The sequence below is a fragment of the Mesorhizobium sp. RSR380A genome, assembly GCF_054719385.1.
Genome location: NZ_JBTTIB010000001.1, coordinates 4,474,938 through 4,495,543, shown reverse-complemented (window position 1 = coordinate 4,495,543; position 20,606 = coordinate 4,474,938). Strand labels below are relative to the sequence as shown.

The 20,606-nt window shown below is 60.2% G+C and carries 18 protein-coding genes; 8 read left to right on the top strand and 10 right to left on the bottom strand.

The genetic code is table 11. The features are described from left to right. Positions 1 to 104: 104 nt before the first annotated feature. From ACYG9Z_RS21575 to ACYG9Z_RS21560, 4 genes are all read left to right on the top strand, one after another. Positions 105 to 1,331: an ROK family transcriptional regulator gene (locus tag ACYG9Z_RS21575; protein ID WP_023702241.1), complete on the top strand. Its 1,227-nt coding sequence runs from the start codon at positions 105 to 107 to the stop codon at positions 1,329 to 1,331. Beyond that, the gene (locus tag ACYG9Z_RS21570; RefSeq protein ID WP_023684581.1) at positions 1,332 to 1,778 is read left to right on the top strand and encodes an RbsD/FucU family protein; all 447 of its coding nucleotides are present in this window, start codon (positions 1,332 to 1,334) and stop codon (positions 1,776 to 1,778) included. Beyond that, positions 1,775 to 2,698, top strand: a complete 924-nt coding sequence (locus tag ACYG9Z_RS21565; RefSeq protein WP_023684582.1) for a carbohydrate kinase family protein — start codon at positions 1,775 to 1,777, stop codon at positions 2,696 to 2,698. The genes ACYG9Z_RS21570 and ACYG9Z_RS21565 overlap by 4 nt, the downstream gene beginning before the upstream one ends. 296 nt (positions 2,699 to 2,994) lie before the next feature. Beyond that, positions 2,995 to 4,137, top strand: a complete 1,143-nt coding sequence (locus ACYG9Z_RS21560; protein ID WP_023684583.1) for a DegT/DnrJ/EryC1/StrS family aminotransferase — start codon at positions 2,995 to 2,997, stop codon at positions 4,135 to 4,137. 1 nt (position 4,138) lies between these two features. Here ACYG9Z_RS21560 and cysQ read toward each other — a convergent pair whose 3' ends face one another. From cysQ to cysD, 3 genes are read right to left on the bottom strand one after another with little or no spacing between them, the layout of a single operon-like run. Next, entirely contained in the window at positions 4,139 to 4,927 is a 789-nt protein-coding gene (gene cysQ / locus ACYG9Z_RS21555) for a 3'(2'),5'-bisphosphate nucleotidase CysQ (protein ID WP_031196090.1), read from the bottom strand. A gap of 10 nt (positions 4,928 to 4,937) precedes the next feature. Continuing rightward, entirely contained in the window at positions 4,938 to 6,875 is a 1,938-nt protein-coding gene (cysN, locus tag ACYG9Z_RS21550) for a sulfate adenylyltransferase subunit CysN (protein ID WP_023752778.1), read from the bottom strand. Between the two features lie 2 nt (positions 6,876 to 6,877). After that, positions 6,878 to 7,783: a sulfate adenylyltransferase subunit CysD gene (cysD, locus tag ACYG9Z_RS21545; RefSeq protein WP_023752779.1), complete on the bottom strand. Its 906-nt coding sequence runs from the start codon at positions 7,781 to 7,783 to the stop codon at positions 6,878 to 6,880. 415 nt (positions 7,784 to 8,198) lie between these two features. On the opposite strand from cysD, the gene ACYG9Z_RS21540 reads away from it, so the two are divergent. Both ACYG9Z_RS21540 and ACYG9Z_RS21535 read left to right on the top strand, forming a co-directional pair. After that, complete coding sequence (locus ACYG9Z_RS21540; protein ID WP_031244208.1) at positions 8,199 to 9,491, top strand: O-antigen ligase family protein; 1,293 nt, start codon at positions 8,199 to 8,201, stop codon at positions 9,489 to 9,491. Beyond that, the gene (locus ACYG9Z_RS21535; RefSeq protein ID WP_023698142.1) at positions 9,488 to 10,423 is read left to right on the top strand and encodes an NAD-dependent epimerase/dehydratase family protein; all 936 of its coding nucleotides are present in this window, start codon (positions 9,488 to 9,490) and stop codon (positions 10,421 to 10,423) included. The genes ACYG9Z_RS21540 and ACYG9Z_RS21535 overlap by 4 nt, the downstream gene beginning before the upstream one ends. On the opposite strand, the gene ACYG9Z_RS21530 is transcribed toward ACYG9Z_RS21535, so the two are convergent. The 3 genes from ACYG9Z_RS21530 to ACYG9Z_RS21520 all read right to left on the bottom strand — a co-directional run bounded on the left by ACYG9Z_RS21530 (position 10,411) and on the right by ACYG9Z_RS21520 (position 14,048). Further along, positions 10,411 to 10,950 (bottom strand): sugar transferase, encoded by a 540-nt coding sequence (locus ACYG9Z_RS21530; protein ID WP_023752781.1) that lies wholly within the window; start codon positions 10,948 to 10,950, stop codon positions 10,411 to 10,413. The two genes, ACYG9Z_RS21535 and ACYG9Z_RS21530, sit on opposite strands and share 13 nt — an antisense overlap. A 17-nt stretch (positions 10,951 to 10,967) precedes the next feature. Continuing rightward, positions 10,968 to 11,900, bottom strand: a complete 933-nt coding sequence (locus tag ACYG9Z_RS21525) for a glycosyltransferase family 2 protein (protein ID WP_023705481.1) — start codon at positions 11,898 to 11,900, stop codon at positions 10,968 to 10,970. A gap of 138 nt (positions 11,901 to 12,038) precedes the next feature. Beyond that, positions 12,039 to 14,048, bottom strand: a complete 2,010-nt coding sequence (locus tag ACYG9Z_RS21520; RefSeq protein WP_031244209.1) for a UDP-N-acetylglucosamine 4,6-dehydratase — start codon at positions 14,046 to 14,048, stop codon at positions 12,039 to 12,041. 459 nt (positions 14,049 to 14,507) lie between these two features. Here ACYG9Z_RS21520 and ACYG9Z_RS21515 point away from each other — a divergent pair, with 459 nt between their 5' ends. Continuing rightward, complete coding sequence (locus ACYG9Z_RS21515; RefSeq protein WP_245259960.1) at positions 14,508 to 15,362, top strand: ABC transporter permease; 855 nt, start codon at positions 14,508 to 14,510, stop codon at positions 15,360 to 15,362. 37 nt (positions 15,363 to 15,399) lie between these two features. Beyond that, complete coding sequence (locus tag ACYG9Z_RS21510; RefSeq protein ID WP_245259961.1) at positions 15,400 to 16,125, top strand: ABC transporter ATP-binding protein; 726 nt, start codon at positions 15,400 to 15,402, stop codon at positions 16,123 to 16,125. 85 nt (positions 16,126 to 16,210) lie between these two features. Here the strand turns inward: ACYG9Z_RS21510 and ACYG9Z_RS21505 are convergent, their stop codons facing one another. From ACYG9Z_RS21505 to ACYG9Z_RS21490, 4 genes are read right to left on the bottom strand one after another with little or no spacing between them, the layout of a single operon-like run. Then, positions 16,211 to 17,125 carry a lysylphosphatidylglycerol synthase transmembrane domain-containing protein gene (locus ACYG9Z_RS21505; RefSeq protein WP_023742698.1) on the bottom strand — a complete coding sequence of 305 codons (915 nt, stop codon included), beginning with the start codon at positions 17,123 to 17,125 and terminating at the stop codon, positions 16,211 to 16,213. After that, positions 17,112 to 18,101, bottom strand: a complete 990-nt coding sequence (locus tag ACYG9Z_RS21500) for a glycosyltransferase family 2 protein (protein WP_031244211.1) — start codon at positions 18,099 to 18,101, stop codon at positions 17,112 to 17,114. Before ACYG9Z_RS21500 ends, ACYG9Z_RS21505 begins: the two co-directional genes overlap by 14 nt. Position 18,102: 1 nt before the next feature. Then, positions 18,103 to 18,801, bottom strand: a complete 699-nt coding sequence (locus ACYG9Z_RS21495) for an O-methyltransferase (RefSeq protein WP_460222846.1) — start codon at positions 18,799 to 18,801, stop codon at positions 18,103 to 18,105. Next, positions 18,798 to 20,534, bottom strand: coding sequence for a hypothetical protein (locus ACYG9Z_RS21490; protein WP_023752786.1), 1,737 nt, complete (start codon positions 20,532 to 20,534; stop codon positions 18,798 to 18,800). Before ACYG9Z_RS21490 ends, ACYG9Z_RS21495 begins: the two co-directional genes overlap by 4 nt. Between the last annotated feature and the right edge of the window lie 72 nt (positions 20,535 to 20,606).

The window sequence follows — 20,606 nt, the reverse complement described above, 5'->3', positions numbered from 1 at the left end:
CGCCTGTCAATAATTAAATCACTCTTATTTATTATTGACAGCTTTGCGCGGTTCACTCATTCTGCCGCAAAAGCAGTAAGAATAAACCAAGGGAAGGAACAAGGGTGGAGACCGGCATTGCGAGGCACGGTTCGCCCGAGGCGGCCGCCAGCCGTCTCCACCGTGGCACCAACCAGAGCGGCATGCGCGACCACAATGAGCGGCTGGTGCTGTCGTTGGTTCGCCAGCACGGCAGCTTGGCCAAATCAGACATTGCGCGCATGACCGGGCTTTCAGCGCAGACCGTCTCGGTCATCATGCGCGAACTGGAGGAAGACAGCCTGCTGCTGCGCCAGGCGCCGTTGCGCGGCAAGATCGGCCAGCCCTCCATCCCGATGGCGCTGAACCCCGAAGGCGCCTTCTTCATCGGCCTCAAGATCGGCCGCCGCAGCGCCGAACTGGTGCTGATCGATTTCCTCGGAACTGTGCGTTCCATGCTGCAGCACTCCTACCGCTATCCGGCGCCGCGCGAGACGGTTGAGTTCGTCACCGAAGGCATGAAGACGATGCGCGCCGAACTGACACCTGCGCAGGACAAGCGCATTGCCGGGCTCGGCATCGCCATGCCGTTCGAACTGTGGAACTGGGCCGACACCGCCGGCGCGCCGCGCGACATCATGGACGAATGGCGCCATCGCGACATCCGTGCCGACATCCAGGCGCAGTGCGAATTCCCGGTCTATCTGCAGAATGACGCCACCTCCGCCTGCGGCGCCGAACTGGTGTTCGGCCAGACCGGCGGGGCGCGCGACTTCGTCTATTTCTATATCGGCGCCTTTGCCGGCGGCGGCATCGTGCTCAACGGCCGGCTGTTCGGCGGGCCAACCGGAAATGCCGGGGCGCTGGGTTCGATGCCGGTGCCGGGGCCGGACGGCAAGCCGACGCAGCTCATCGACGTCGCCTCGATCGCCATGCTGGAAAAGGCGCTTAACGCACGCGGCGTCGAGGCTTCGCATCTGTGGACGTCGCCTGAGGATTGGGGCGAGATCGGTCACGAGCTCGACGACTGGATCGCCAATGCCGCTCAGGCGCTGGCCTATGCCATCGTATCGGCGTCCTCGGTGATCGATTTCGAGGCCGCGGTGATCGACGGCTGGATGCCGCTCGCTGTCCGGCGCCGGCTCGTCGATGCGATCAGGCAGGCGATCGGTACGATCGATGGCGAAGGGCTGAAGCTTCCGGTGGTGCGCGAAGGCACCGTCGGCATCCATGCCCGCGCGCTGGGCGGCGCCAGCCTGCCGCTGTCCGAACGCTTCCTCATCGGTTCGACCACGATTTCCAGGAGCATCTGAATGCTGATCGGTATTCCGTCGCTGCTCGGTCCGGAGCTTCTGGCGACATTGCGCGCCATGGGCCATGGCGACGAGATCGCGCTCGTCGACGGCAACTATCCGGCGGAAGAACAGGCAAACCGGCTGATCCGCGCCGACGGTCTTCACCTCATACCGGTGCTTGACGCCATTTTGAGCGTGCTGCCGGTGGACGACTTCGTGCCGGAAGCGCTGTTTCGTGCCTCGGTAAAAGGCGATCCCTCGGTCGCCGATCCGGTCCACCATGAAATCGAAACGATCTGCACCAGGCGCGCGCCGGGCCGCAAGGTGGTTGCGCTGGCGGGCGCCGACTTCTATGCACGCGTCCGGTCGGCATATGCGATCGTCGGGACCAGCGAACCCCGGCTCTACGCCAACATCATCATCCGCAAGGGCGTGATCTATCCGCCGGAGAACAAGAAATCATGATCCTCTGCTGCGGCGAAGCCCTGATCGACATGCTGCCGCGCACCACGACACAGGGCGAGCCGGCCTTTGCGCCCTATGTCGGCGGCGCGGTGTTCAACACGGCGATCGCGCTTGGCCGCCTCGGCGCGCCCGCCGGCTTCTTTTCCGGCCTGTCGTCGGATCTGTTCGGCGGCCAGTTCCGCGAGGCGCTCGGCGCAAGCAAGGTCAGCTCCACCTATGCGCACACCTCCCCTCGCCCGACCACGCTCGCCTTCGTGCGGCTCACCAACGGCCAGGCGACCTACACTTTCTACGACGAAAACACCGCCGGGCGCATGCTGACGACAGAGGATCTGCCGAAACTGGGCGCCGAGATCGAAGCCATGCTGTTTGGCGCCATCAGCCTGATTTCGGACCCGGCGGGTGCTGCCTACGAAGAATTCATGAAACGCGAGCACGAACGCCGCGTCATGATGCTCGACCCCAACATCCGGCCGAACTTCATCCCCGACAAAGCCAAGCACCTCCGGCGCATCCGCTCGATGATGGCGATGGCCGACATCGTGAAGCTATCGGATGAGGATCTGCACTGGTTCGGCGAGGCCGGCTCGCATGAGGACGTCATCCGCAACTGGCTGGATCGCGGCCCGAAGCTGATCGTCGTTACCCACGGCAGCGAAGGTGCCGTCGGCTACAGCAGGGAACACAAGGTCACGGTGATGCCGCATAAGGTGGAGGTGGTCGACACGGTCGGCGCCGGCGACACTTTCAATGCCGGCATTCTGGCCTCGCTGCACGAGCAAGGCCTGCTCACCAAGGCCGGGATCGGCGGCCTTTCGGAGGACGCCATCCGTCAGGCGCTGGCGCTCGGCGCCAAAGCGGCGGCGGTGACCGTGTCGCGGGCCGGCGCCAACCCGCCCTGGCGGCACGAAATCGCCTGATCCACGCTTAGTCCGCCGCCAGCCGCTGCAAGCAGCCGATCACTTTATGTTTCCGCGAGCCGGAAAGACGGACTGATCAGCCGGATTAATAGGCGGCGAAGCCCGGATTTCCGGCATCTTGCGGCAATGCAGGGAAAGCCTGAAGTAACAGGCTGCGACACCTAGACAACCCGTCCCGCGGCCGGTCCGGCTTTCTAGACCGGCCCAACTCTGGTACCAGCGGCCCGGTTAAGTTGTTGTTTCTGTGCGTGTCATTGTCCCCGGGGCAGCCCGCACCACACCGTTTTGAGGCCGACATGCAGTTCATCGATCTTGGCGCGCAGCGCGAACGTATCCGCGACCGGCTGAAGGCCGCGATCGACAATGTCGTCGAGGAAGGCCGCTATATCCTCGGACCGCAAGTCACCGAATTCGAAAACAAGCTCGCAGCCTATATCGGCACCAAGCATGTCGTGGCCTGCGCCAACGGCACCGACGCGCTGCTGTTGCCGCTGTTTGCCGCCGGTATCGGCCCCGGCGACGCGGTGTTCGTGCCGAGCTTCACCTTTGCCGCGACGGCGGAAGTGGTGGCGCTTGCCAAGGCCGAACCAGTGTTCGTCGATGTCGAGGCCGAGACCTACAACATCGACATCGCCAGCCTCGAGGCGGCGATCGCCATGATCAAGAAGGAAGGCCGGCTGAAGCCGAAGGCGATCATTCCCGTCGACTTGTTTGGGCTTGCCGCCAACTACGAGGCGATCATGGCGATTGCCAGGCGCGAAGGGCTGCTGGTGATCGAGGATGCGGCGCAGTCGATCGGCGGTTCGGCCGACGGCACAATGTGCGGCGCCTTCGGCCATGTCGGCTCGACCAGCTTTTATCCGGCCAAGCCGCTGGGCTGCTACGGCGATGGCGGCGCGATGTTCACCAATGACGACGCGCTGGCCGACCAGCTGCGCTCGTTTGCGTTCCACGGTAAGGGCGGGACGCAGTATGACAATGTCCGCGTCGGCATCAATTCACGCCTCGACACCATCCAGGCGGCGATCCTGATCGAGAAACTCGCCATCCTCGAAGACGAGATGGTCGCCCGCCAGGTGGTGGCCAAGCGCTACGCCGAAGGTCTCGGCGACATCGTCAAGGCGTCACGCAATCTGGGCGGTGGCCGCTCGGCCTGGGCGCAATACGCCATCGAGACGCCGAAGCGCGACGGGTTGAGGGCGCATCTCGGCGAAAAGGGCATCCCTTCGGTGATCTATTATGTGAAGCCGCTGCACGAGCAGGTCGCCTATCGCGACTATCCGCGCACGCCGACCGGGCTTGCGGTTTCGGAGGAACTGCCGAAGCGCATCCTGTGCCTGCCGATGCATCCCTATCTCAGCGAAGCCGACCAGGACCGCATCATCGAGACGATCCGCAACTACATTGGCTCGAACTCGGCGCATGTAGCGGCGGCGTAAGTTACGCCGCGTCCGCCGCCTTCCCGCTCGCAATAAAATGCGGGTTGGCGAAATCCTCGTCGTCGCTCTGTTTGCGCTTGCCATAGGTGAGCGGCTCGCCGTCCAGCGTGCGCGTCATGCCGCCGGCGGCGCGCAGTACGGCGTCGCCGGCCGCCGTGTCCCATTCCATGGTGCGGCCGAAGCGCGGATAGATGTCGGCTTCGGCTGCGGCGAGCAGGCAGAATTTCAGCGATGAGCCGACCGAGACGATCTCGGCGGCGCCGAGATCCTTGATGAAGGCTTCGGTCTCCGGGGTGTTGTGCGAGCGGCTGGCAACGACCGCCAGCGGCGTGACCGCCCTCCTAACCGAAATCCGCCGGCGGCCGACGATACGGAAGTCGCCATCGACCTCGATTGCTTCGGCCCAGCCCGGCCGTCCAGAGAAGAACCGCCCGCTGCACGGTGCGAAGACGACGCCGATCTCCGGCACGCCGTGCCGGACAAGCGCGATGTTGACGGTGAAATCGGTCCGGCGGTTGACGAATTCCTTCGTTCCATCGAGCGGATCGATCAGGAAGAAGGCGCCATCCAGATCGGGCGGCACAATGCCTTCGGCGACCTCTTCCTCGGCCACGCAGGGAATATCGGGATAGGCCGCACGCAGGCCGGCGAGGATGATCGTCTCGCTCTCGCGGTCGGCTTCCGTGACCGGCGAGGAGTCCGACTTGCTGTCGACCGCGCAGCCGGCCTTGAAGACCCGCATCACCTCGCGTCCGGCTTCGAGCGCCAGGCGCTCGAACACGTCGAGCATCACTTCGTCGTCAGATGCCGCCGCCGCTGTCATATTGGTCTTCGGCAATGTCGCGCTCATTCAGCCAGTGTTCCAGAGCCTCTACCATCTCCTCGGCCGTCTTGCCGAGTGTCTTGAGATGGATTTCGGGATTTTCGGGAGCTTCATACGGGGAATCGACGCCGGTGAAGTTCTTGATCTCGCCATTCAGCGCCCGTGCGTAAAGGCCTTTCGGGTCGCGTCGGGCGCATTCCTCGAACGGCGTATCGACGAACACTTCGACGAACTCGCCGTCGGCCATCAACTCCCTGGCCATGCGCCGCTCGGCGCTGAAGGGGGAAATGAAGGAGACGATGACGATCAGCCCGGCATCGGCCATCAGCTTTGCCACTTCGGCGACACGGCGGATGTTTTCGACCCGATCGGCGTCGGTGAAGCCGAGATCGCGGTTGAGGCCGTGGCGGACATTGTCGCCGTCGAGAATGTAGGTGTGACGCCCCGAAGCGAACAGCTTCTTCTCAAGCAGATTGGCGATGGTCGACTTGCCCGAGCCGGAAAGACCGGTGAACCAGAATACGGCGGGGCGCTGGCTCTTGAGGTCGGAGCGGCCGCGCTTGCCGACATCGAGCGACTGCCAATGGATGTTTTCGGCGCGGCGCAAGGAATGCAGGATCATGCCGGCGCCGACCGTGGCATTGGTGATGCGGTCGATCAGGATGAAGGCGCCGGTATCGCGGTTGTCGGCGAAGGTGTCGAAGGCGATCGGCGCCCGGGTCGAGATATTGCAGATGCCGACTTCGTTCATCTCGAGCGACTTCGCCGCCTCGCGAGCGAAGTCGTTGACGTTGACGCGGTATTTCAGGTCGGTGACGGTGGCGCTGGTCTGGTCGGTCTCGGTGCGCAGTATATAGGAGCGTCCCGGCAGCAGCGCTGCCTCGTCGAACCAGACGATGTTGGCGGCGAACTGGTCGGCGACCTGCGGCCGTGCCGCCGGCGACACCAGCATGTTGCCTCTGGAGACCTCGACCTCGTCATCGAGCACAAGGGTGATGGCCTGGCCGGCCACCGCCTGGGCAAGATCGCCGCCTTGCGCGACGATGCGCTTGACCCGCGAGGCCTTGCCGGATTTGGCGACCACCACCTCGTCGCCCTGCGCGACGGAGCCGGACGCGATGGTGCCGGCAAAGCCGCGGAAGTCGAGATTGGGCCGGTTGACATACTGCACCGGAAACCGGAACGGCAGTTCGACCGCGGCCTCGTCGACCGATATGGTTTCGAGATGCTCGATCAGCGACGGGCCGGAATACCACGCCGTCTTGCCGGAGCGGCTGGTGACATTGTCGCCATAGCGGGCCGACATCGGGATCGGCACGATCGTCAGGAAGCCGAGCTCGTGCGAGAACTGCCCGTAATCCTCGACGATACGGTCGAACACCGCCTGGTCGAAATCGACGAGGTCGATCTTGTTGACGGCAAGCACGATATGGCGGATGCCGAGCAGCGAAGCGATGATCGAGTGGCGCCGGGTCTGGCGCAGCACACCCTGGCGCGCATCGATCAGCACGATGGCGAGATCGGCAGTCGATGCGCCGGTCGCCATGTTGCGGGTGTACTGTTCATGGCCGGGGGTGTCGGCGACGATGAACTTGCGCTTGGGCGTGGCGAAGAAGCGGTAGGCGACGTCGATGGTGATGCCTTGCTCGCGCTCGGCCTCGAGGCCGTCGACCAGAAGCGCGAAGTCGATGTCGTCGCCAGTGGTGCCGTGCTTGCGGGAATCGCGCTCGAGTGCGGCGAGCTGGTCCTCGAAGATCTGCTTTGTGTCGGACAGAAGACGGCCGATCAGCGTCGACTTGCCGTCGTCGACCGAGCCGCAGGTGAGGAAGCGCAGCAGCGACTTCTTCTCCTGCGCCGCCATGTATTCGCGCACGCCGTCGGTGGGAGCGAGGCTCTTGGCCAGGATATGGCGCATGCTCAGAAATATCCCTCGCGCTTCTTCTTTTCCATCGAGCCGGCTTCATCGCGGTCGATGAGGCGGCCCTGGCGCTCGGAGGTGCGCGCCGTCAGCATCTCGCCGACGATGGCTTCGAGCGTGTCGGCGTCGGATTCGATGGCGCCGGTCAGCGGATAACAGCCGAGCGTGCGGAAACGCACCAGACGGTTCTCCATCGTCTCACCGGGGCGCAATTGCATGCGATCGTCATCCTTCATGATCAGCATGCCGTCGCGTTCGACCACCGGCCGCTCCTTGGCGAAATAGAGCGGCACGATCGGGATGTTTTCCTGCAGAATGTACTGCCAGATATCGAGCTCGGTCCAGTTCGACAGCGGAAACACGCGGATCGATTCGCCCGGCGCGATGCGGGTGTTGAAGATCTTCCACATCTCCGGCCGCTGGTTCTTCGGGTCCCAGACATGCTGGGCGTTGCGGAAGGAAAAGATGCGCTCCTTGGCGCGCGACTTCTCCTCGTCGCGCCGAGCCCCGCCGAAGGCAGCGTCACAGCCGTATTTGTCGAGCGCCTGGCGCAACGCCACCGTCTTCATGACATGGGTGTGGGTGTTCGAGCCATGGTCAAAGGGGTTGATACCGTCGCGCACGCCGTCTTCATTGACGTGGACCAGCAGGTCGAAGCCGAGCTTCTGCGCCATCTGGTCGCGAAAGGCGATCATCTCGCGGAACTTCCAGGTGGTGTCGACATGCAGGAAGGGGAAAGGCGGCTTGGCCGGATAGAAGGCCTTCATCGCCAGATGCATCAGCACGGAGGAATCCTTGCCGACGGAATAGAGCATCACCGGCTTGGAGAAGGAGGCGGCAACCTCACGGAAGATGTGGATGGACTCGGCCTCGAGCCGCTGCAGGTGCGTAAGCGCGATGTTCATGGACTGTGAGCGTTCTCTCGTGCAATCCAGACCTTGCATCAGATGGATCGGGCGTCCTTTTCAGCCGCCCGGTTCAAGCTTCACTGCTGGACACTATCGGTTCGTGCCGGCGTTCTAGCAGATCGCCACCTGATATAACAACGCTGGAAAGGCCGGCGGCCACACCCGATCGGCAACGAATTTTCCATGAAAAGCCTAGAATCCGAAAATTCCTGCCCGACGGAGCGATAGCATTCAAAGGCCGGGAAAAATCTTGCCTGGACCGAAAGAAACGCCGGCCCGACCTCGTTGCACTTTCGAAAACCGCACCCAGCCGCTATACCGGCTCCTGAACCTGCGCCGGGCGGCATGCCGCAAATGCCGCCGCCAAACATTGTCCGTCGCCAAGCGACCCAGCGCATTGTGAACCAGAGCATTGACCCCGATTTCCGCCATCAAGCAGCACGTTTCGCCGTCACGGATCAACATCACCTTCTCCATTTTGTGCTTCTTTTTCCCGCCGGTGCTGGGATCGGCGGTCAGCTTTTTGTTCAATGGCGGCGGCCTGTGGTCGGTGCTTCTGCTTGCGCTGAAAAGACGGCGTTTCAACATCGACCGGCCGATGACCGCGATGACGGTGGCCATCTATGCCTATTGCGCAGCCAGCGTGCTCGCCTCCATCGTCAACAATTCGATCGCCAGGGATGCGCCGCATCTGGCAGGGCTGATCACCTTCCTGTTTTTCCCTGTCTCATACGCGACCTGGAGCATTACCGAGAAAACCACGCTGACGCGCATCGTCGTGCTGGCGAGCGCCGCCGCCTGTTTTGGCGCCCTGCTGCTGGCGGTCGTGCAATATCACGGGCTGGGCATACGGGCCGAAGGCGGCGCCGGCAATCCGATCGTGTTCGCGACCGTCGCCTGCCTCAGCATGATGATGTGCCTGGCAGGCGCCTTATCGGGTGTCGAAAAGAACAGGGCGTTGCTGGCCTGCGCGACACTGGCCGGTGCGGTCGCCATTGTCTATTCGGGGTCGCGGATCATCTGGCTAGCGATGCTGGTGGCCGGCATCGCGGTCCTGCTGATCAACCGTCGCAAGCTCAACAACAGAAACGCCATTCGGCTTTTGCTGATTGCGGGCGCGATCGGCATCGTCATCGCAGTCATTGGTCTCCCCATCATTTCCGAGCGCGCGGCCTTCCTGTTCAGCGACTGGGATGCGCTCGCCACGAAGGGCGACCACACGACCGCGCTCGGCTTGCGCGCAGCACTTTGGCAGATTGGGCTGAGCGCCTTCCACGACATGCCGATTTTCGGTCACGGCATTGCTGCAAGCCGTGAGCTGATAAAGGATGGATTCCACAATCAGTTCCACATGCCGTCCACGGGCTTCAGCCATTTTCACAATGGCTTCCTGACTGCATTGGTGGAGGCCGGCCTGCTTGGAGCCGTAACGCTCGCGGCTGTGTTCGTCGTTGCCGCGAGAAACGCGGCCATCGTGCTGCGCACCAGCGCGGACGCGATCGAGCGGTTCGGCGCCACGATGATTGTCGTCACTGCGATCACCTACCTCATCGGCGGCCTGACCGGCATCCTGGTCGGCCACGACATCCTCGATGCCACACTGATGGTGTTCCTGGTGTCCGGGACATATCTTGCATCGGGCCGGCAACAAATGCTGCCGGAACAACAGGCACCGGCCCCGGCCCCCCAGGCAAGCCGGCCGTGAAAGTGCTGGTCACAGGCGCGACGGGTTTCATCGGCAGGCAGGTCGTCAACCAGCTGCGCGAAGCCGGGTTCGGGGTGCGCATGGCATCGCGCCACCCGGAACGGCTCGATCCCGTGAGCGATGCGGTTTTGTTGCCGGACTTCGACGCACCGGCTCAGGCATATCAGGCGCTGATGCGAGATATCACCCATGTCGTCCACTGTGCGGCGCTCAACAATGACCGCAAGGCGAGCGAAGCCGACTTCATGGCAGCCAACGCGACACTGACCGCGCAGCTGGCGCGCGCGGCCGCCTCGCGGACAAGCGGGCGCTTCATCTATCTGTCGTCGATCCGGGCAGTAGCCGGTCCCGGTTTCAGCGGAACGATCAGCGAGGCGACGCTCCCTGCCCCGCAATGCGCCTACGGGCGCTCGAAACGCGAAGGCGAGATCAAGACACTGGAAGCCTATGCGTCTAGGCCCTCCGATGCCACGGCGCTGCGCCTGCCGCCGGTCTATGGCGAAGGCATGAAGGGAAACCTGCGTGGAATGATGCGGGCTGCCGCCATTGCCTTACCATTGCCCTCAGGCGCTTTCACCGCAGTTCGTTCGCTGATATCGCGCGACGCGGTGGCTGGCGCCGTGGCGCATCTTTTGACTCGTCCCACGCCACCGCGCCCGACCTATGTCCTGGGCGATGCTTCCCCCGTTGCGATGTTCGAAATCTTGACTGCATTCAGGCACGGATACGACGTTCCGACCCGGCTCGTTCCTGTACCGGCCTGGCCATTCAGGCTGTTCGCCACACTGCTTGGCAGAAAAGCAGCGTACGACGCTTCCATGGCGACACAGATTTGCGACCCGTCACTGCTGATCTCGGAAGGCTGGATGCCGGAAACCGACACGCTCGGCCGGATTGAGGAACTTGCACGACAGGCCCGTCAGGTCCGGTAGATTGTGCCAAGCAGGATTTTGACGTCGAGTCCGATCGAGGCTCCCCTGAGATATTCGGCATCCGTTTCGGCGCAGAGTTTCGGATCCGACATGTCGATGCCTTTCATCTGTGCCAGCCCGGTAATGCCCGGAAGTGCGGCAAGCACCCCCAATTGCCTGCGGCGTTCGATCAATTCGGTTTGCGTGGGCAGGCATGGACGCGGCCCAACCAGGCTCATCTCGCCCTTGAGCACGTTCCAGAGCTGCGGCAGCTCGTCGATCTTGAATTTCCGCAGCACCTTGCCGACGGCAGTGACGGAAATTGCCGGCGCCTGATGCGAGGGCAGAGACGGCGTTCCCACAACCATCGTGCGCAGCTTGTGGCAGGCAAACGGCACCCCGTGCTGGCCGACACGGGTTTGAGAGAAGAGTGCCGGTCCAAGCGACGTCGTCCTGATTGCCAGCATGGCAAGCAGGACGAAAGGCGAGGCCAGTGGCAGCAGCAGCGCCGCCACCGCCAGGTCGAAAGCTCGCTTGGGTTCCCTCATGGCCGTGTCTGCATGCTCTAGATCCGCCGCCAGATGAACGCCAGATAGAGCCCAAGCGTCCCAGCCAGCGTCTGCCGGTAGACGCCGCTTTTCCTGAGAAGGCGCAGGCGTCGCAGGATACCGCCCTTTCGCGCCCTGATGAACAGGCCGAGACACGCGGCGGCATCCCTCGAGAGGATGTCGCGATTGACCGCCAGGCCACTCAGATTGTGATCGGTCCAGACGGCGAACTCGCCCCTGAACAGGCGCCCCAGCCGCGACAGCCTCGCCTTCCAGGACACGTTGGCGCCGACCAGATTTGCCTCATGCTGGCGGTAGCGCACCAGCGGTCGCGGGTCATAACGGACAATGCCGCCGGCAGCCGTGACGATCAGGTAGGTCCACCAGTCATGGCTGACGAACTCGGTCCTTGCCGATGCCTTTGCCAGCAACTTTCGCGCGGCGCGGTTGATCATCATCGTGTTGCCGCCGGCAATGCTTTGCACCAGCGCATTGCGAAATGCGGGTGGATGCTGGAACAGCGGCGAATACCCTTGCGCCGCTCCGGTTTCGGACATGGTCGCGGTCCTGGAGCAAAACAGCAGCGGCGTTGCGGCATCGTGCCCTTGCATCCAGGCAATAGCGCTCTCCAACCTATCCGGCTCCCAGATGTCATCCTGGTCGCAGAAGGCGTAGTAGTCGGCCTCGATGCGCGGATCGATGATCATCGCGCGGAAATTGGCGGCAAAGCCCTGGCGAGGACCATTCGACAGGGTCAACCGGCCCTTGGACCAGCGGCTCTGCCAGGCGCCGATAATGGCCGAAGTGCCGTCTGTCGAACCGTCGTCGGAAACCCAGAGGTCGACAACAGGATGCGATTGCGCAGCCAGCGACGCGAGCTGCTCGTCAAGGAAAGCCGCGCCATCTTTCGTGCCCAGCAGCACGGCCACGCGCTGATCTTGTCTGCTCACTGGTTCAGAATCATCTGCAAGCGCCTGGGAACGGCCATCGGATTGGTTTCAATAGCCAATCCCGGTCGATCAGGACAGCATGTTTGTTTTTACGCAATTCCTCAGGGAAAGCGCTACGCGATTTCCCGGGAAACCGCTTCACACTTTTCCGGGAATTGCTCTAACCCGCTGCCCGACTGTTTTCGCAATGGTTTCGCGGCGCGCGTCGGCTTGAGGCTCTTCCGCCTGATGAAGCCCGGCCATGACGGCGAGCGCGGCGGCCTTGTCCTGGTCGCGCATGGCCGCCTGCAGCGACGTCAGCGCCGCTTGGACCCTGGGCCACCCCACGACATCGGTTCTGAGGCCGAAGATCTTGGGGATATCGAGCGCGACAATCTCCTCATTGCCGCCATGCAGCACCTCGTGAAGCTTCTCGCCCGGCCTGATCCCGGTGAAACGGATCGGAATGTCGGTGTAGGGGCTTTTGCCGGCCATGCGGATCATGGTTTCGGCGACTTCGAGGATCGGCACCGGCTTGCCCATGTCGAGCATGTAGATGGCGTAGTCGTCCTTGCCCTGGCGCCGCTCGGCGTCGGCCGCCGACATGATGACGAGGTCGACGGCTTCGGCCACCGTCATGAAGTAGCGGGTCATGCGACGATCGGTGATGGTGACCGGACCGCCGGCCTCGATCTGCGCCTGGAAGATGGTGGCGACCGAGCCATTGGAGCCGAACACATTGCCGAACCGCACGGCGATGAACTTGGTGCCGGAGCGACGGCCGCTAGGCCCGGTGGCATGCGTTTCGTGCAGCGAAGAGACGATCTGCTCGGCGGCGCGTTTCGTCATGCCGAGCACCGAGGTCGGATCGACCGCCTTGTCGCTGGAAATCAGCAGGAACTGCGGCACCCCGCATTTGGCGGCAACCTCGGCGCAGACGAGGGTGCCTAAAATGTTGGTCTGGATCGCCGATTCCCAATTTTCCTCGAGCAGCGGCACATGTTTGAGCGCGGCGGCATGGAAGATGATGTCGGGCTTGAAATCGCTGACGACGCGGGTGATCTGGCGCCGGTCTGTGACATCGACGATGCGGCTCTTGAGCCGGACATGGTCCTTTTCGTCAACCTGCTGGTCGAGCTGGAAAATACCGAACTCCGAGATATCGGCGACCAGAACCGCCTCGGCGCCAAGTTCCAGCGACCGCTTGACCAGGATGCGACCGATTGAGCCGGCGCCGCCGGTGACCAGGACGCGCTTGCCACCGATAAAGCCGCCGATCCGCTCAATATCGGAAGCAACTGTGGAGCGGCGCAGGATGGTTTCCATCTCGACAGCGTCGAGTACCAGCTTTCCGCCTTGGCCGAGCTCCGAAACGCCGGAGAATTGGACGACGGCGATACCGCTGTGACGGGCGACACGGACCAGTTCCGAATATTCCTCGATCTCGCGTTCGGTGCCATTGCCGAAAATCAGCATGTCGAGGCTTTTGGTGCCTCTTGCATATTCTTCGAGGACCTCGACCAGGCGGGGCCGCACGGCTACCACCGGAACGCCCTGGATCTGCGTGCCCAACGGCGCGCCGTTCTCGATGGCCATGATGCCGGCGATGGAATATTCGGCCGGCTCGGCCGTGCGTGTGAAGCGGATGATGACGTCTGCTTCGCCAAGCCTGCCGACGAACAGCGCTTGTTTGATCGCCGCATTGTTTGCGTTGCGGCTCAGGATTCGCCAGCTCGCCCCGTCGCGCAGGAACCGGTAATAGAGCCGAGGCGCCGATATGATGGTGAAGGAGACGAGGAAAAAGACGATGAACTGGCGCTCGTTGAGGCCGGTCACCGGCTGAAACGATCGAACCGCCAGCGAGACGACATAGAGCGTGACGGTCAGGATGGCGCAGCTCTTCAGGATGTTGAAGAAGTCCGGCGTGGAGGCGAAACGCCACACGGTGTTGTAGAGGCCGCAATAGCGAAACAGCATATGGCTGAGAAAAACAATACTTGCCCAGCACGCCAGGCCGGCCGTGGAGAGCGCGTCGAATGAAAGTCTCGACTGAGAAAGCCCCAGACTCAGCGCCACCGCGACCAGGACCATGACCAGATCCTGGATCATTATAATGGCGCGCCGCATCTTCGGCCGAAGTCCGGACACGACCTCTACATAGGATGTCATTGGGTAGTACTGAACTCCAGGCGCAAGGACATGGACACTAACGTGGTGCAAGAGCGACGGAAACCCGTCACCGATCACCTGTTTAGAGTGCCAATCCCCAGCCCCGCCGCTTTGTATCGCATAGCGTGGAGTTGTAGTGATCGCCACTAATTTTTTTGGCGGACCCTTTGGTTAAGGGATTGAAAATAATTGAACGAACGAGGTTTTCGCCAAGTATGGCAAAATATCGAGCCGCTGGGGTAAACGGCGCGCCTTGAGCCTCTGCCGGGATTGTAGCCAAGTGCCAGGATGCGCCTCTGCTCATAATCAGAGGCATGAACTTACGATTCGCGCAGTGCGCCGATTGCGATATCGAGGTAAGGGGCGTCGACCTGTCGCAAGCGATTCGTGGTCCATCGCGACTTCATTGCGATGCAATGCGTTGCCAAATGCGTGCCGCAGTGGCTATGAAGGGCGCCTTTGGCCGGTCCAACGGCCATGGGACGTGAATCACAACAACAAAAGACTGCGACACTAGGAACGATGATTGCGGCACTAAACGGCGCTGTCGACGATATCAGCAAGGCCATGAAGCTGCACCGGGTCTGGATTGCGCTTGCTCACGAAGACATCGGCGATCAGCATAGGCGCACGACGCTCGGCCCGCTTTGGCTGCTGGTCAACTACGTAGCGTTCGTCGGCACGTTCGTATTCGTGTTCCAGCCCGCCGGCAACGATGCTGCGGGCTATGCTGCCTATGTCGCCATCGGCCTTCTGGTGTGGTTCTACCTGATGGAGGTCATCAGCTTGAGCGTATCGCTCTTCAAACGCGAAGAGAGCTTCATAGAAGGTACCACGCTGCCGTTGTTTGTGTATGTGATGCGATTGGCGCTGCAATCAATTATCCGCGCGGGCTATGCGATCGTGGGTTGCGTTGTCATTCTGTTCCTGAGCGGGTCCGGGCTCAATGCTGGTTGGCTGTGGTCGCTCGCGGGACTGCTCATGATCCTGATTGCCACCCCAGCCGTTATCACGGTCTTTGCTTTTCTCGGCGCTTTCTTCCCGGACAGTGAGTTCATCGTCGGCAACATGATGCGGGTTGGCATGTTTTTTACGCCCGTTTTCTGGGTGTATGATGGGCAAGACGGCATTCAAAAATATGCCTATCACTGGAACCCGTTCACCTATTTTCTAGAGATCGTTCGAGTTCCGATCATCAGTGACGAATTGCCAATGCACGCTTTCGCTGTAACCGGCACCATCTCTCTGACTGTATGGGCGATTGCATTGCTGCTGCTTGGCCGGTATCGCAAGCAAGTCGTCTTCATCATCTGAGTTTTCGATGGTTTCCATAAAGTTGCACAATATTAGCTTGGTCTACAAACTGCATGAGAGGCTGACGCTTTCCGCGCCCGATCGGCGTGTGAGCGGGCCAGGCGGCAAAATTGAAGGCTCAGGCAGAAAGCAGTATGTGCAAGCTCTCGACGGCGTCAGTTTCGACCTCAAGGCGGGCGACCGATTGGGCCTAGTTGGCCCAAACGGTGCCGGCAAGACAACACTTCTCAAGGTGCTTTACGGTATCTACGAGCCGTCGGCAGGAAGCATAGAGATTGAAGGCAAGGTCGACGCCTTGTTCAACATCAACATAGGCTTTCGCCGCGAGGCCACTGGGCGCCGGAACATCGTCTTGCGCGGATTGATCAACGGCTGGACGGAAGCCGAGATCGAAGAAAAAATGGAGGATATCATTGCCTTCAGCGAACTCGGCGACTTCATTGACCTGCCGTTCAAGGCATACAGCCAGGGCATGGCCGCGCGGCTTGCGTTTTCAATGGCAACGTCGCTAGACCCGGAAATCCTTCTGATGGATGAATGGATCGGAGCGGGCGACGCCTCTTTTCAGGACAAGGCCAAAAGGCGTATGGACGAACTCGCGGAAAAGGCAGGCATCATCGTTCTGGCAAGCCATAATGAGAGCCTGATCGAAAGCGTGTGCACAAAAAAACTGACGCTCAAAAGTGGCCGGGTGGAATCGCTTACGACGAAGTCGGTCAAAACCTCACAAGTTGGAAAAACTGCTTTGTCGCGACCAAGATAAATTCTTGACGACAGGCTTCATCGCATCAAAAATCGCTGCCCCGCGAGCGCACCATGCCATGAAATTCGGTTAGCCACGTGTGAAGCTACTCTGGTTCTGCCATCCATTTTCGATACCCAAGCTCAAGACCTGACAGAAGAACATCGCCCAAAAGAGTGACAACCCGATGTGCAATTGCAACGGCAGTGGAGGTGGCCGCTGGTATGCCGATCGTCGTAAGGCCTGCGATGAAGACCGCCTCTCTAACACCCAATCCACCTGGCGCCCCTGGCACAACAAAACCAAGCAGCCAGCCAGCGGCTGACACGCCGATCACCATCTTCCACTCCATCGTGGGTCCGTACAGTACATGGACAAGGACGATGACGATTAAACCATTAGCAAGAAAAAAAAGAACATAAGAGGCGATACTTAGCGCCGCCATCGAAAAGGTGACGTGTCTGCGGCTCTGCTTGAAATATCGACCAGCAACAATAGGGGCCAGCACAAAAGCTGCTAGTCCACCTACAAGATAGGCTGCGGAGGCTAGATAACGATTTATTCCGTAATCCTCACCTGCCTGAAGCACAAAAGAGAATGAGAAAAGGAGTGCCACGCTTCCGGCAGCCAAGACCATCAAAACAATCTCCATCATCTGTGCGTAAGACAACGCTTCCTTTGAAGCACCCAATCGAGACGCCACGACAAAGCGGCCAACAAGGTGAACCACATTGGTTGGCAGATACTTATAGACTTGGGTACGCGCGAAAATACGCAGGGCAAGAAATGGAGCGATTGCCTTCTCTCCGACTGAGGCCAAGAGGGTGAACCAGGCCAGTCCAACAAGCTGTAGAACGAGCGCATAAAAAATCGCACCGGCCAAAACAACGGGGATGAACTGGGGTATCTGCAACATTTCGTAGAGCTGATCAGCGTACCCGTAGACGGAGCGCACAACAAAGAACATTGCGGCCACAGCAATGACAACACCGCCAGTACGAAGGATCTTAGCGCTTTGCATGAGCGTCGAACGGCTTCACAACCGATCTGCCGTCCGAATTCGTGACCTCAGCGATAATGTTCGGGTTGCGATCGTCGCCGCGAGTCGCAACGATCAACTCAGCCACCATGCCGAACAGAGTGAATTGCACTCCCACGATCATCAGGAGCGTCGAAACAAGCAGCAACGGGCGGCCGCCGATTGCTTCGCCGCCAAACCACCGTGCGCAGAGAAACAAGAAAATCATAAACCCGATCGCGAAGACGGCCATGCCGAGACCACCAAAAAGATGGCCGGGACGTGAATTGAACTTAGTGATGGTCACAACCGTCAGCAGATCCAAGAAGCCCTTCAGAAGGCGACCAATTCCGTATTTGGATTTTCCGAAGCGGCGAGGATGATGCTGGACGACGATCTCACTGACCTTGAAACCGGTCGCATGAGCTAGGGCTGGGATGAAGCGATGCAGCTCACCGTAGAGGCGAATGTTATTGAAAACCTCTCGGCGGTACGCTTTGAAACCGCAATTGAAATCGTGCAAGTCGACGCCGGAGACTTTCGCTGTCGCTCGATTGAAAAGCTTTGACGGCAGCGTCTTGCCGAGCGGATCATGGCGCACCTGCTTCCACCCCGAAACGACATCGGAACCAGCGCGGATTTCGTCCAGAAAACGTGAAATTTCCTTCGGGTCGTCTTGAAGGTCTCCGTCCATCGTGACGATGACGTTACCCAGGGCACTTGAAATGCCGGCCTGGAGCGCCGCTGCTTTGCCAAAGTTCCGCCGAAGGCGGATACCCTTTGCATGAGGATGGGCCTCAGTGGCGCTCAGAATCTCCTTCCAGGTATTGTCCCGACTCCCATCGTCTACAAAGATGATCTCTTTGAGCGAGGCTTCCGCCGCATCGATCTGCTCAAAGGCCGCCTCGATCTGGACAATGAGCTCCCGAACAGTGTCTTGCTCGTCCTTTACGGGCACCACTATCGATACAGTCTGCACGTCAGGCCCTCAATGTCAGAAGGGAGGTCTGGCTGGGGAATGGCAATGCCGGCGCCAATCCGCGCATCACCCGTTCCTGCAGGCCGCAGGAGTTGATGGCCTCGCGATATTCGAGCCTGTTGCTATTGTCGAACAGAATCATACCACCTGGCGACAGACGGCTGACCGACTTCGCCAGACAAGAGACCCTGGCTCGGCCATCGATCACAATAAGATCGAAGGTGCCTTCGACTTGATCAATCGATGACACGTAGTGATCGAACGAGCTTTCCGTATAGCCCTTGCGATTGGACCTGGCCTTGGTGGAAGTGGAAGTGGCTGTTGGTTCCACAACCCGCACGGCTATGTTCGGATAGGCGCCAAACATACTGTCCATGGTTCGCGCGAACGGAGCGTCATGCTCGACAGAATTAATTGAGGCGCTTCGTTTCGCCAGCCAAACGGTACTAGCGCCCGCACCAAATTCATAGACCCGGGCGCTGCGATTGCGTGAGGCCAGGAAAATGTCCACGGCATCAATCGCGGAGAACGTCCACCATGGCATGTCAAGTCGAACTAGGTCGGCGCTGTCGTAAATGCCAAATAGACTTCTGATCCAGAGTAAGCCGCGAATGTTCGATCGCTCCAAGCTTGCAAGTAGCCCACAGCAATCAGCAATCTTTCTCGCGAATCTTACAGCGCTTACGTAGGTATTTTTCAAAACTGAAGTCCGACTTCAATTGGTGTCTGCAATTTCGTCCATCCGGACGGCGTGACTAAACCTGCATATATCGATCGAAGGGCGGGCGGGCCAGACAGAAGTTGGAGATCGATGTACCCACTCCAGCCGTAGTCGTCACGTGGCCGTCCAAGGGCCTTTGCCACGTCCGGCCGGTGCATTCCTCCAAGTCCCAGCCCTACAACCGTTCCCTTGTCATCGAGGAAGGCAACGCAGCGGTAGGTGGAAAGGAGATCGCTGCCTAGTAATGGAGGCCGTTTGTCCGACTTGTCTGCGACCCAACCGGAGACGCGTGCCCACTGCGGATCTTGTGTTTTGGACACGGCATCTACAAAGCCCGTAATATTGTCCGGCTGGCTGGAGATAGCCATCTGCGTTCCCAGCGAGGGACAGCCAAAATCTCTTCCGTCGAATGGGACATGATTGAACTTCTTCAAATAGTCCTCAAGCGCATAGTACTGATCCGGCACTGGTGTAACGTACTGCATGAGGTCGGGGTCTCTGACACCGAGAGACAACGCCAACGTTGCGATGTCTTTTCCTTCAGCCCTTGCAAGAGCCTCCGCCAGCCGCGGCGTGCCATTCACCAGAATTATTGCGGCTGCGGTAGCAAATATCGCGATCGAGAAACGACGACCAAAAGCAGTATGCCGGAAGAGGCAAAGGCCTGCTCCAAACAATCCTACCCAGAAAAGTTCTGGAATGGTCGCATATCTGCTCGCCAGGGCTGCCGCGTCTCCCCACAAATTTGATCTACCAATTGCCGCCAGCCCACTCGTCATGGCCGCATACGCCATAACCGCAACCCAAAAGGCTGATCGAAAGCTGCTCTCGTCAGGCCGCAGAATGCGAAATCCCGCAATCAGGAAGGCTGCCACAATTGCGATTGCGCCAAGCGGAATTGCCGCGGATTCGGAAGTTACGATGCCACCACCGATGAACGTAAGGCAGAACAGAACAATCTGTACTGGATTGAAATTGCGTGAACCGTGTTGCGCGGGGACGTGCTGAAGCACCGCGATCATAATCACGTAGGCTACGCCTATCACGAAAATCGCGATACCAAGCCGCCTCGTTTTGTCTGAGCAAAATCCTTGGATGCCGATCGCGCACAATGCAGTGAGGCCAGTGCTGTAGAATTGCGCAGCAATGGCAGCCAAAGCTATCGCAACGACATAGCCATATGAATTATCGTGCTCGGCTGATTGCCAAAAAGCCAATGCAGCCAGGACCGTGAAGAGATTCGCGCCAATCCAGGCTACTCCGCTCATACCAAGAAAGAAGTTGTGTGCAGCGAGTGGACTGAAGACGAAAAGCGATACGGCTATCCCGATGACAAATGCTTCGCACTTGGATTTCGTAGAGAGTGAGAGTGCATACGAAAGAGCGACAGCGATAAGAAGCGAGAAGACGGCGGTAATGGCTGAGAGGCCGAAATTGTCCCCGCTGGAGAGATGGAAATTCAGGAGATAGAAGAGCTTTGCGCCAGCAACGATATGCTCGTTCGATTTTGCATAGAGGTCCGATGCCGGTGGGAGCCCGTCCAGCGATCTGATCATCGGGGAGAAAATGTCCCAATAGTCATTGTCAGGAACCCCTCTCGCCTGCGCCGTCAGGATGAGCGCAACCAGGAAGAGCGCGATCGGCCCAAAGGAAGCAACCAGGAAAACGGGAACTGAGCGGCTGATAGAACCTGTACGAACGTCGGTCGACATCAATTCAATACCGTTGATCCTGAGATTACTGCATCTTGCCTTGTGGTAGTTGGCACCTCGCACAACACGCTG